The organism is Clostridium aestuarii (assembly GCF_026735135.1).
Lineage (GTDB): Bacteria > Bacillota > Clostridia > Clostridiales > Clostridiaceae > Clostridium_H > Clostridium_H aestuarii.
The window spans coordinates 108,834-121,723 of sequence record NZ_JAPQER010000003.1; the positions used below are offsets into that span (position 1 = coordinate 108,834).

Annotated in this window: 13 protein-coding genes; 12 read left to right on the forward strand and 1 reads right to left on the reverse strand. The window is 28.4% G+C overall.

Annotation, left to right across the window (positions count from 1 at the left end; genetic code table 11):
* The first annotated feature begins 88 nt into the window (after positions 1-88).
* The 11 genes from OW763_RS08825 to OW763_RS08875 all read left to right on the forward strand — a co-directional run bounded on the left by OW763_RS08825 (position 89) and on the right by OW763_RS08875 (position 11,746).
* Positions 89-925 carry a hypothetical protein gene (locus OW763_RS08825; protein ID WP_268040740.1) on the forward strand — a complete coding sequence of 279 codons (837 nt, stop codon included), beginning with the start codon at positions 89-91 and terminating at the stop codon, positions 923-925.
* Between the two features lie 127 nt (positions 926-1,052).
* Entirely contained in the window at positions 1,053-1,835 is a 783-nt protein-coding gene (locus OW763_RS08830; RefSeq protein ID WP_268040741.1) for a sugar phosphate isomerase/epimerase family protein, read from the forward strand.
* Positions 1,836-1,990: 155 nt separating this feature from the next.
* Positions 1,991-3,283: a trigger factor gene (tig, locus tag OW763_RS08835; protein WP_268040742.1), complete on the forward strand. Its 1,293-nt coding sequence runs from the start codon at positions 1,991-1,993 to the stop codon at positions 3,281-3,283.
* 138 nt (positions 3,284-3,421) lie between these two features.
* Positions 3,422-4,006, forward strand: coding sequence for an ATP-dependent Clp endopeptidase proteolytic subunit ClpP (gene clpP, locus OW763_RS08840; RefSeq protein WP_268040743.1), 585 nt, complete (start codon positions 3,422-3,424; stop codon positions 4,004-4,006).
* Between the two features lie 19 nt (positions 4,007-4,025).
* Positions 4,026-5,318 carry an ATP-dependent Clp protease ATP-binding subunit ClpX gene (gene clpX, locus OW763_RS08845; protein WP_268040744.1) on the forward strand — a complete coding sequence of 431 codons (1,293 nt, stop codon included), beginning with the start codon at positions 4,026-4,028 and terminating at the stop codon, positions 5,316-5,318.
* A 128-nt stretch (positions 5,319-5,446) separates the two neighbouring features.
* A complete protein-coding gene (gene lonB, locus OW763_RS08850) occupies positions 5,447-7,126 on the forward strand; it encodes an ATP-dependent protease LonB (protein ID WP_268040745.1) in 1,680 nt (559 codons plus the stop codon).
* A 216-nt stretch (positions 7,127-7,342) separates the two neighbouring features.
* The gene (lon, locus tag OW763_RS08855; RefSeq protein WP_268040746.1) at positions 7,343-9,676 is read left to right on the forward strand and encodes an endopeptidase La; all 2,334 of its coding nucleotides are present in this window, start codon (positions 7,343-7,345) and stop codon (positions 9,674-9,676) included.
* The gene (gene yihA / locus OW763_RS08860; protein WP_268040747.1) at positions 9,666-10,247 is read left to right on the forward strand and encodes a ribosome biogenesis GTP-binding protein YihA/YsxC; all 582 of its coding nucleotides are present in this window, start codon (positions 9,666-9,668) and stop codon (positions 10,245-10,247) included. The genes lon and yihA overlap by 11 nt, the downstream gene beginning before the upstream one ends.
* 120 nt (positions 10,248-10,367) lie before the next feature.
* A complete protein-coding gene (locus OW763_RS08865; RefSeq protein WP_268040748.1) occupies positions 10,368-10,928 on the forward strand; it encodes a hypothetical protein in 561 nt (186 codons plus the stop codon).
* Between the two features lie 40 nt (positions 10,929-10,968).
* Positions 10,969-11,157 carry a hypothetical protein gene (locus OW763_RS08870; protein WP_268040749.1) on the forward strand — a complete coding sequence of 63 codons (189 nt, stop codon included), beginning with the start codon at positions 10,969-10,971 and terminating at the stop codon, positions 11,155-11,157.
* A 49-nt stretch (positions 11,158-11,206) separates the two neighbouring features.
* Positions 11,207-11,746, forward strand: coding sequence for a hypothetical protein (locus OW763_RS08875; protein WP_268040750.1), 540 nt, complete (start codon positions 11,207-11,209; stop codon positions 11,744-11,746).
* 34 nt (positions 11,747-11,780) lie between these two features.
* Here OW763_RS08875 and OW763_RS08880 read toward each other — a convergent pair whose 3' ends face one another.
* Positions 11,781-12,143 carry a bactofilin family protein gene (locus tag OW763_RS08880; protein ID WP_268040751.1) on the reverse strand — a complete coding sequence of 121 codons (363 nt, stop codon included), beginning with the start codon at positions 12,141-12,143 and terminating at the stop codon, positions 11,781-11,783.
* A gap of 145 nt (positions 12,144-12,288) precedes the next feature.
* On the opposite strand from OW763_RS08880, the gene OW763_RS08885 reads away from it, so the two are divergent.
* The gene (locus OW763_RS08885) at positions 12,289-12,657 is read left to right on the forward strand and encodes a helix-turn-helix transcriptional regulator (protein ID WP_268040752.1); all 369 of its coding nucleotides are present in this window, start codon (positions 12,289-12,291) and stop codon (positions 12,655-12,657) included.
* The last annotated feature ends 233 nt before the right edge of the window (positions 12,658-12,890 follow it).

Genomic DNA, 12,890 nt, shown 5'->3' on the forward strand with positions numbered 1-12,890 from the left:
TAAAGATTATTTAGTACATATTGATCTATATATTTATCTTGAAACATCAAAATATTCAAAATTTAAATTTAATTTAGGAGGTGAGATAATGTCAAAACCAAGTATATTTAGTAAGGGTTATGATGAAAAAATGAGAAAAAGAAAGAAAAGAAGAAGAATTTTGATTGTAGCTGTAATCATAATTGGGGTTACTTATGTTTTACTGTTTAATAAAAATATTGGAAAAAATATTGCTCAAGGTTTTAAATCAGAAATAGAAAAAATTTCTGAAAAAATAATTAAATTAAAAAATAATGAAGCTCCAAATTCAGAAAATGAAGAAAAAAATATTAATGAAGAAAAAGAGAGTAAACTGGATAATGTAAAAAAAGAAGAAGTAAAAGGAGAAATAAAAGAAAAAGTAAAACAAGAGACAATGAGTATAAAGCTTTCTAATGGTGAAGAAATTAATCTTATATTTATAATGAATAATGGAAAAAAAAATTATGAAGATGTTAATCCTAAAAATATTCAGTATAGTATAAGTCCGTCTAAAAACAAGGTAGTACTTATAGAAAAAAATACGCAAAATATGATACTTATTGATGAAAAGGGTAGTAAAACTGATATTACAAAAAAACAGTACATATCTAGTAAAGGAACTGTATTTCCAAAAGGTGATAGGTTAAAAATTAATCCAAATTATATATGGAATAGTTATCCTAAATTTTTAGATGATGATAATATAATATATTTTTCTCAATTACCTTGGTTTAATAAAAAAGAGGAAAGGTTTATTTGGAAGTATACTATAAGTGCTAACAAACATGAGCAGTATCTTGAATCATCATCAAAAGAGATTTTTGGAAAACAAATTGAATATGGAAATATTACAAAAGATGGCTTGGAAGTTATAGTGGACGGACAAATTAAAATAATTAAGTAATTGTTTTAGAATTTTTAATAATATGGTAATATTAGTTGACATGCATATGCAAAAGACGTACATGTGCAGTTGAGTTAGTGTTAGTGTGTCATCACGACTAAACTTAATAAAAGGTGGTTTTAATACAGTGGAAATTGGTATTTCATCAGCATGTTTTTATCCACAAGTATATTTAGAAGATAGTATAAAATTAATGAAAGATTTGGGATTTGATAAAGGAGAAATTTTTTTCAATTGTCCTAGTGAATTTAGTGAGAAGTTTGTCGATAGGCTTTTATATGAAAAGGAAAAGAATAACTTTGGTATTAATTCAGTTCATGCATTTTCTACTTTTTTTGAACCCTATATTTTTGATAATTATAAAAGAAGAAGAAATGATATGATTAAGTATTTTAAACAAGTTTGTTTGGCTGGTAAAAAGCTAGGTGCAAAATATTATACTTTTCATGGAATAAGAAAAATTGATACTAGATTTTTAAATGATGAATTTATAATAGAGATATATAATGAATTGATATACATATCTTCAGAAATAGGAATAAAGCTTGCTCAAGAAAATGTATCTTGGTGTATGTCATCTCAAATTAGTTTTTTGGAAATGCTTCAGGAACGGTGTAAATATCCATTGAATTTTACGTTAGATATAAAACAGGCCTATAAGGCTGGAATACCTATTGAAGAATATATAAAGGTAATGAATGAGAATATAGTTAACTTTCATATAAATGATAGAGACGATAAAAACCAATGTCTTTTACCGGGAACAGGAGATGTGAATTATAAAAAAATTTTTTCGGATTTAAAAGAAGTAAAGTATAAAGGTATGGGTATAATAGAGGTTTATAGTGATAACTATTCTAATTACAATGAAATTCTAAAAAGTGTAAAATTGCTAAAAAAAAATCCATAAATACTTTTTTCTGAAAATATATTGTAATATAAATTTTTTAGTATATAATTTAATTAGAAAAAAATATGTATATATGTTTGTAAAAAATTAAATATGTATGTTATAATATATGAAGTTAAAATAAGTATTTACGGTGATTGGGAGGAAAAAACATAATGAACACTAAAATGGAAAATGTAGAAAATAATGTTATTAAACTAGAAATAACAGTTGAAAAAGAAAAATTTAATGAAGCTTTGAAAAAAGCATATAAAAAAAATGTAAAAAGATTTAACATTCCTGGATTTAGAAAAGGGAAAGCACCAATGAACATAATTAAAAGATATTATGGAGAAGGAGTTTTCTATGAAGATGCAATAAATTATTGCTGTGAAGATACATATCCAAACGCTATAGAAGAACATAATATAACACCAGTTGATTATCCAAAAATAGACATAGTACAAATAGAAACAGGTAAAGAATTTATATACACAGCTGAAGTAACAGTTAAGCCTGAAGTGAAACTTAATGAATATAAAGGTTTAGAAGTTAAAAAAACTTCATATACTGTACAAGATGAAGATGTTGAAAAGCAATTAAAAGCTATGCAAGAAAAAAATGCAAGAATTATCACTAAAGAAGATGGAACTATTGAAAAAGGTGATTTAGCAGTTATAGATTTCAAAGGATTTATAGATGGAGAAGTATTTGAAGGTGGAGAAGGAGAAAACTATTCATTAGAAATAGGTTCAAGCACATTCATTGATAACTTCGAAGATCAACTAATAGGATTAAAAGCTGGAGATGAAAAAGAAGTTAATGTAAATTTCCCAGAAAAGTATGGAAGAGAAGAACTAAATGGAAAACCAGCAGTATTTAAAGTTACTATTAAAGAAATAAAGGTAAAAGAATTACCAAAATTAGATGATGAATTCATAAAAGAAATATCTGAATTTGATACTATGGATGAATTTAAAGCTGATACAAGAAAGAAATTAGATGAAGCAAATAAAGCAAAAGAAAAAGCTGAATATGAAGAAGCTGTTCTTGAAGCGGTTTGTGAAAAAACAGAAGTTGATATTCCAAAAGCTATGATAGATAAAGAAGTAGATAATATGGTTAAAGATTTAGAAATGAGATTAAAATATCAAGGATTAGATATTGACACATATTATCAATATACAAATAGCTCAGAAGAAAAAGTTAGAGAGTATATGAAAGAAACTGCTGAAAAAAGAGTTAAAACTGAGTTAGTTATAGAAAAAGTAGTTAAAGAAGAAAATATAGAAGCTGATGATGAAGAATTAAAATCTAAAGCAACTGAAATAGCAACTCAATATGGAAGTAATGAACCAGAAAAAATGGTTGATAGTATACTTAAAGCTCAAAAAGATTATCTAAGAGTTCAAGTAGTTAATGATAAGGCTGTAAAACTTTTAGTTGAAAGTAGTAAGGAAATAGCATAATATTGTAAGTACAAAAATTAATTGCCAGAAATATTTCTGGCAATTAATTTTACAATGAATTATATTCAATATGAATAGCATATTAAATACTAGGTGATAATCATAATAGAAATATTATTTGAATAAGGAGGAGAGAAAATGAGTTTAGTACCAATGGTAGTTGAGCAAACTAATAGAGGAGAAAGGTCTTATGATATTTATTCAAGACTATTAAAAGATAGAATAGTATTTTTAGGAGAAGAAGTAAATGATACTACAGCTAGCTTAATTGTTGCACAATTATTATTTTTAGAGGCAGAAGATCCTGATAAAGACATATACTTATATATAAACAGTCCTGGTGGCTCAATTACAGCAGGAATGGCTATATATGATACTATGCAGTATATTAAGCCAGATGTTTCTACTATATGCGTAGGTATGGCTGCTTCAATGGGTGCATTCCTTTTAACAGCAGGTGCAGCGGGTAAAAGATTCGCTCTCCCTAATAGTGAAATAATGATACATCAACCACTTGGAGGATTTCAAGGTCAAGCTACAGATATAGATATACATGCTAAAAGGATATTAAGAATTAAAGATAAATTAAATAGAATTTTAAGTGAAAGAACAGGAAAATCTCTAGAAAAAATAAAAAAAGATGTTGAAAGAGATAATTTTATGGAAGCTGTAGAAGCTAAAGAATATGGATTAATCGATGATGTTATAACGAGAAAGAAATAAACCTTAGTGAGGTGTAGTAATGTCTAAATATGAAGATAAGAAACAATTAAAGTGTTCATTCTGTGGAAAAAGTCAAGAACAGGTTAGAAGGCTGATTGCTGGACCGGGAGTGTATATATGTGATGAATGTATTGAATTATGTTCAGAGATAATTACTGATGAATTTGAAGAAAATACTGAAGTAGATCTTAGTTCACTTCCAAAACCAAATGAAATAAAGAATTATCTTGATCAATATGTAATAGGTCAAGACAGAGCCAAAAGGTCATTAGCTGTTGCTGTGTATAACCATTATAAAAGAATTAATTCAACAGTTAATGTAGAGGATGTGGAACTTCAAAAAAGTAATATACTTCTTTTGGGACCAACTGGTTCAGGAAAAACTTTACTTGCACAGACTTTAGCAAAACTACTTAATGTACCATTTGCTATTGCGGATGCTACTACTTTAACTGAGGCAGGTTATGTTGGAGAAGATGTAGAAAATATACTTTTAAAGTTAATTCAAAATGCAGATTATGATATAGAAAGAGCAGAAAGAGGAATAATCTATATTGATGAAATAGATAAGATTGCTAGAAAATCTGAGAATCCATCAATAACAAGAGATGTTTCAGGAGAAGGAGTTCAACAAGCTTTATTAAAAATACTTGAAGGAACTATAGCATCTGTTCCACCACAAGGTGGAAGAAAACATCCTCATCAGGAATTTATACAAATAAATACTTCAAATATATTATTTATTTGTGGTGGTGCTTTTGGCGGAGTAGAAAAGATTATTGAAGGAAGAACTAGAAAAAGCACACTAGGATTTGGTTCTGAAATACAATCTAAAAAAGAAAAAGATATAGGTGAAGTTTTAAAAGCTATATTACCAGAAGATTTACTTAAATTTGGTTTGATTCCTGAATTTGTAGGAAGATTACCTATAGTTGTAACTCTTAAGTCATTAAATAATGAAGCATTAGTTAGAATATTAAAAGAACCTAAAAATGCGCTTGTAAAGCAATATCAAAAACTATTGTTAATGGATGATGTTGAATTAGAGTTTAAAGATGAAGCTTTAAAAGCTATTGCAGATCAAGCCATAGATAGAAAAACAGGTGCTAGAGGACTTAGAGCTATAATTGAAGATATAATGAGAGATATAATGTTTGACTTACCTTCAAAAACAGAAATTGCAAAAGTTATAATTAACGAAGAAACTGTTAAAACAAAGCAACCAGAAACAGTTTTAGCAGAAGGTGGAGTAAGACCAACTATAAATACAACAAAAGGTAAAAGAAAAAAAAGAGAAACTGAAACAGCATAAAAAACACCCGATTAGGGTGTTTTTTTAGTTTAAAATTTAAAAATAAGAATATATTATTTCCAATTGAACAAAATATAAGATGAAGAATGAATAATTTTCTAATTTTATATAGAAGGAGATGATAGTTTATGATGACAAGTTCTACATTAAGTTTAGTAAGTTTAGTTGTTACTATTATAATGGGACTTTATTTTTTTAATGCTCTTAAAGGGCAAAGTAATAATAAAATGGTTATAAATAAAGAAAGTAAGAAAGAAATGGATAAGTTAGCAAAAATGAAAAATATAAAATTGACAGAACCACTTACGGAAAAAAGTAGACCAACTACATTTGAAGAAATTATAGGTCAAGAAAAAGGGATAAAAGCACTTCAAGCTGCAATATGTGGTCCTAACCCTCAACATGTAATAATATACGGACCACCGGGAGTAGGGAAAACTGCAGCAGCAAGACTTGTATTAAAAGATGCCCAAAAAAGAAAAGATTCACCATTTAATAACGATTCTAAGTTTATTGAAATAGATGCAACTACTGTAAGATTTGATGATAGAGGAATTGCTGACCCATTAATAGGATCTGTGCATGATCCTATTTATCAAGGAGCAGGTCCGCTAGGTACAGCAGGTATACCACAGCCTAAATTAGGTGCAGTTACTAAAGCTCATGGTGGAGTACTATTTATCGATGAAATTGGAGAATTGCATCCTATAGAGATGAATAAACTTTTAAAAGTGATGGAGGATAGAAAAGTATTTTTAGATAGTGCGTACTATAATTCAGAAGATCCTAATATGCCAGCATATATAAAGGAAGTTTTTGATAATGGGTTACCAGCTGATTTTAGGCTAATAGGTGCTACTACTAAAAATCCAGAAGAAATATGTCCAGCAATAAGATCTAGAGCTGTAGAAATATTTTTCAGAGCATTGCTTGAGGATGAAGTTGAAAAAATAGCTAAAAATGCAATAAATAAGATATGTTTTAATATAGAAGAAAAAGCTAAAAAATTGGTAGGAAAATATGCAAGTAATGGTAGAGAAGCTGTTAGTTTAGTGCAGCTTGCATCAGGAATAGCATTAAATGACAATAGAGATATTATAAAGGTTGAAGATGTAGAATGGATAATAGAAAATGGGCAATATTCTCCAAGACCTGAAAAAAATATACCTGAACATCCACAAGTTGGTTATGTAAATGGTCTTGCAGTATATGGAGCAAACATGGGAATAATTATGGAAATTGAAGCAACGGCTGTAAATACATCATCAAGAAAAGGAAAATTAAAAATAACTGGAATAGTTGAGGAAGAAGAAATAACTAGCATGAATAGAAAGATAAAGAGGAAAAGTACAGCAAGAGCATCAATTGAAAATGCATTGACAGTATTAGAAAAAGTTTTTGATAAAAATTGTGATGAGTATGATATACATGTTAACTTCCCAGGGGGCATGCCTGTAGATGGACCTTCTGCTGGAATAAGTATGGTTACGGCTATTTATAGTGCTATAGTTGGAATGCCAGTAAATAATGAAGTTGCTATGACAGGAGAAATTTCGCTGCATGGTAAAGTAAAACCTATAGGTGGTGTTAATGCTAAAATTGCAGCTGCAAAAAAAGCGGGTGCAAAAATTGTAATAATACCTAAAGAAAATTGGCAAGAACGATTTAAAAATGAAGAAGATATTAAGATAATATCTGTTACTGATATAAAAGAAGTTATAAAAATTGCGTTAATAAAAGAAAATAAAAAGGATGTTGTTTTAGATGTTAATTCTAATATAGATATTCTTACTGCTGAATCGGTATAAAGTTTAATGAAAATACGAAAATATATATATTAGCTATTAAGTAAAATTTAACTAATAAATATAAACTAAACTTTGAGTTTGTAAATCTATATAAGATATTAAAATATTAAAGGGGAATTGAAAAAAAGATAGTTTATATGTATAATAGCATAGTATAAATATTTTAATATATAATATACCATAAAAAACAAAGTAAGCTAGAAATGAGGGTATAATATGGAAAAAGAATTAATACTTCTTCCGTTAATACCATTAAGAGGTATAACAATATTTCCTTATATGGTATTACATTTTGATGTTGGTAGAAAAAAATCTCTTCTTGCAGTTGAAGAGGCTATGCTAAATGGACAGAAGATTTTTTTAGCTTCACAAAAAGAAGCAAAAATTGAGGAACCAGAGGAAAATGAAATTTTTAATATAGGAACTATATGTAATATAAAACAAATATTAAAATTACCAGGAGATACTATCAGAGTACTAGTAGAAGGTGAAAATAGAGCAAAGATAGTTAATTACTCTCAAAAGGAACCATTTTTAAAAGCAGAAGTTGAAATGTTACAAGATGAAATATTAGATGATGAAACTAGATGTGAAGCATTAATACGCTCAGTTAAAGAAGATTTTGAGGAATATATAAGACTCTCAAATAATGTTTCAGCTGAAATATTAGTAAATTTAGATGAAGTAGATGATCCAGGGAGATTTGCTGATATAATAAGTTCATATTTAATATTAAAAGAAGAGAAAAAACAAGAATTACTAGAAGCATTTGATGTATATGAAAGATTAGAAAAACTTCTTTTAATATTAAAAAATGAAAATGAAATTTTAAATATTGAAAAGAAAATTGGACTTAAGGTAAAAACAAAAATAGATAAATCTCAAAAAGATTATTTTTTAAGAGAACAAATAAAGGCGATACAAGAAGAACTTGGTGAAGATGATGAGAATAAAAAAGAGATACAAGAATACTCTAAAAAAATAAAAAAAGCTAAACTTCCTAAAGAAGTAAAGGAAAAAGTTTTATACGAATTAAATAGATTAAAGAATACTGGGAGTTATTCATCAGAAGGCGGGGTTATTAGAACCTATTTAGATTGTATACTTGATATTCCATGGAACAAAAGAACAAAAGATAATTTAGATGTAAAAAAAGCTAGAGAAACTTTAGAAGATGAGCATTATGGGTTACATGATGTTAAGGATAGAATAGTTGAATACTTAGCGGTTAAATCTATGAGTAAATCTTTAAAGGGACCTATACTATGTTTAGTAGGACCACCAGGTGTAGGTAAAACGTCTATTGCTAGGTCTATAGCTAATGCTTTAAATAGGAACTTTGTCAGAATGTCTCTAGGCGGAGTAAGAGATGAAGCTGAAATAAGAGGACATAGAAAAACATATGTAGGAGCAATTCCAGGAAGAATAGTAAATGGAATGAAAAAAGCTAAATCTAAAAATCCACTATTTTTGTTAGATGAAATTGATAAGATGAACTCAGACTTTAGAGGAGATCCTGCTAGTGCACTACTTGAAGTGTTGGATAGTGAGCAAAATAGTAGTTTTAGAGATCATTATTTAGAATTAGACTTAGATTTATCTGAGGTTATGTTTATAACAACGGCTAATTCATTAGATACTATACCAAGACCACTTCTTGATAGAATGGAAATAATAGAAGTATCGGGATATACTTATGAAGAAAAATTCCATATAGCTAAAAGGTATCTAATATCAAAACAGTTTAAAGAACATGATTTAGAAGAAGAAAAAGTGAATTTTTCAGATTCTGCTATATACAAAATAATAGAGAATTATACAAGAGAATCAGGTGTAAGAAGTTTAGAAAGAAGAATAGCTGCAGTTATTAGAAAAGCAATAGCTGATATGTTACAAAAAGATAGAGATAAAATTTCTATAACTGTAAATCATGTAAAAAAATATTTAGGACCTGAAATATTTTCTTATGATAAAGCAGATAAACAAGATAAGGTCGGAGTAGTTATGGGAATGGCATGGACAGGATACGGAGGAGATACATTACCAGTAGAAGTAAGTGTAATGCATGGGAAAGGAAAACTTCAGCTTACTGGGCAGCTAGGAGATGTTATGAAAGAGTCTGCACAAGCCGGTTATAGTTATGTTAGAGCAAATGCTCAAAAATATGAAATAAATCCAGAATTCTATAAAGATAAGGATATTCATATCCATGCTCCAGAAGGAGCGGTACCTAAAGATGGTCCTTCTGCTGGAGTGACGATGATTACTGCTATGGTATCAGCTTTAGGAAATAGAAAAGTAAAACATAATTTAGCTATGACTGGTGAAGTAACATTAACTGGAAGAGTTTTACCTATTGGAGGTTTAAAAGAAAAAACACTCGCAGCTTTTAGAGCGGGAATTGATACTATAATAATTCCGAAAGCAAATGAGAAAGACATAAGAAAAATACCTAAATCAGTATTAAATAAAATAGATGTTATATTAGCAGAGAAAATTGATGATGTTTTACAAAATGCTTTTATAGAGGAGAAAAATAATGATAATTAAAAAATCGGAATTCATAATATCAGCAGTTAAGCCTTCTCAATATCCAGTAGATAATAAATTAGAAGTTGCTTTTGTTGGAAGATCAAATGCAGGGAAATCTTCATTGATAAATGCTTTGACTAATAGAAAAAAACTTGCTAAAATTAGTTCTACTCCAGGTAAAACTAGACTTATAAATTTTTTCTTAATAAATGATGAATTTTATTTTGTAGATTTGCCTGGATATGGTTTTGCCAAAGTTTCCAAGAAAGAAAAGGAAAAATGGGGTCATATGATAGAAATGTATTTAGTAGATAGACCTCAATTGAAAAAGATTGTGTTGCTTGTAGATTCAAGACATAAGCCTACAAATGAAGATGTATATATGTATGAATGGATTAAATATTATGGATATGAGGCAATTATAGTAGCAACTAAAAGTGATAAATTAAAGAAAAGTGAATTTCAAAAAAGTAAAAAGGTTATTAAAGATGTTTTAAATATTAAAGATGAAGACAAATTTATTTTCTTTTCATCAGTAAAAAAGGATGGAAAGGAAGAACTTATAAATCTTTTATTAGAAGATATATAAGGACATGCAGTATTTTATATACTGCATGTCTATTTTTTTTGTGTCAAATTAACAAAGAAGTGAATAGTATGTATTAGAAAACAAAAGAAGAAGTAGGAGGGGCAGAAAGGGGGAGGTAAAGTGGATTTAAACAATTTAGAAGGAATAGGTTCGATGATAAACAATATGATGGGTGGAAGTGACGTTGATGGTAGCCTGGACAATATTGGAAAAATAAGTCAAGTTTTGAATGTAACAAAAGGATTAGGAATAGGACGTAGATTCCCCCTACTAATATTCATAATTGTAATATTGATAGCTTGTAATTGCACTAAATCCAATAATTGTCAGCAATGCACTTGTAGCTGTTCTAGAAAAAAACATCGAAAACACTGTAAGAAAAAAGATTGTTGTGACTGCTGTAATTATGGAGGTTTCAGTAACTTTGGTGGATGCGGAGGCTTTGGAGGCGGAAACAGTTCAATATTGATAATAATAGTAGTAGTACTTCTTGTTAGTCAACGCAAATGCAAAGTTGGAGGTAAGAAATCAGATTTGTTTAGCAGTATCTTGAATTTTGGAAAAACAGGTGATGGAGAATCTATGGAAAATCAAGATCAAAAACCGGATTTTCTTAACAGTATTTTGAATTTCGGTAAAAATGATAATGTAGAAACTACAGAAACCGAAGAAGAAGAATAGAATACATTGAAACCATGGCCCAAGAAAGGGGGGTTCGATTATGTCAAAAAGATGTAGTAGCAGAAGATGTTCATGTGGAGGATTTGATCCTTGTAAATTAGCATTGTTCTTAATAGTATTAAGAAAATCATGTATAATTGATGCTGAAACAGGAACATTATTAATCTTCTTATTCTTGCTTTGCTGCGGCGGATTATGCAAGTCAGGAATATGCTGTTGTGGTCGTTAAAAATAATAAGGAGGGCTTTTAGCCCTCCTATTTATAAAAGGGTGATAAAATGGGAAAGCATAAAAAACAAAAAAAACAAAAAAATGATTATAGAGACTATAATGATTACCAGGAATCAAAAGGATTAAGTGGATTAGGTAATTTTGATATAAATAGTATAGCATCTATATTAGGAAATATAGATATAGGGAAACTTAGTGCACTTTTAGGTGGATTAGGTGGATTAAATAATCAAAGTGGAGATAATTCAGTTAACACAGAAGAACTTTATGAACAAAGTAAAATTTTAGCGGATAAATTAAAAGATGTTGATATAAATAAATTAATAAAAGATACTAATACTTATGATGACGATACAATTAATGTGAATAATGAAGAAATGAATAAGGAATATAATTACCAAGATAATGAATATGAAGATAGAGTAGTTAAACAAAAGACAAAAAAGAAAAAACATTCTATAAAAAATTATGATGAAGATAGCGATTCTGTAGTAAAGTTATTAGGTGCGATAAAATCTATGGTTAATGATGAAAAGGCAGAGATATTAGAAAAAATAATACAAACATATACAAAAAGAAATATATAGATACAGAATAAACTTCCCAAATGGAAGTTTATTTTTATGAAGTTACATCAGGATCTTCATCTGGAAGGGTGTTGCAGTTACCGTTAAAGCATCCACCTTCATTTATTATTAAGTATTTTGTAGTAATATCGCCATGTATTTTACCATTGTTTTCTATGGTTAAATTATTTTCGCAAAGAATATTACCCAATATCTCTCCATTTACAAATGCATTTTTACATGAAATGTTTCCTATACATGAAGAAGTAGTATCAAAAATTATATCATCTTCCCAAATAATATCGCCTTTAATTCTTCCATCTATCTGCAAAAGGCCCTTCCCAGTTAAATTGCCTGTTATTTTACAATCTTTCCCAACAAGGTTTTCAATTCTATTAGAATATTTTTCATTTAACATATGATTTTCCCCCCTTATAGTTCTGATATTTGTATATAACTATTATAAAACATTATATTAAATAAAAATACTAAATAATAAATTTATTAAATCTTATAGAAAATTATACGATAACATTAATAAGTATAGGTTAGGGGTGGTATTTATGTCTAAACTTTCGCATTTATTAGAATTAATTATCATGCTTCAACGTAAAGAGTTAACAACAGCCTCAGAGATTGCTGAAATATTTAATGTAGATAAAAAAACTATCTATAGATATGTAGAGGCGTTAAAGGCAGCAAATATACCAGTAGAATCAAAGAAAGGAAGATATGGAGGTTTTTCTATAAATAAAGATTTTTATATAAAATATCCTAAATTAGATTCAAAAGAACTAGAAGCTTTATTGATGGCAGCTAAAATGCTTACTAGGGAAAAAGGATTTTTTTATGCTGATGAACTTCAAAGTGCAGTAATGAAGATAAAGAATACAGTAGTAAATAATAAGGATGAGTTTAAAGATACCGTTTAAGAGCTTATAAAATGGCACAAGAAAACCAAGATAGTTTAGCACGGTGGTAATTCATGTAATATAGTGATTAATTAGAAATTATCAATTTGTAAAAATGTATAAAAAATTATAGCAAAAATGAATAAAAAATTTAACAAAGGTTATTATAAATAATGTACATTGGAGAGATAGTCATATATATTAAAATGTTTTGATTACTCTCCCACTAGTGCTAAAACCCCCCATCCCCCTTT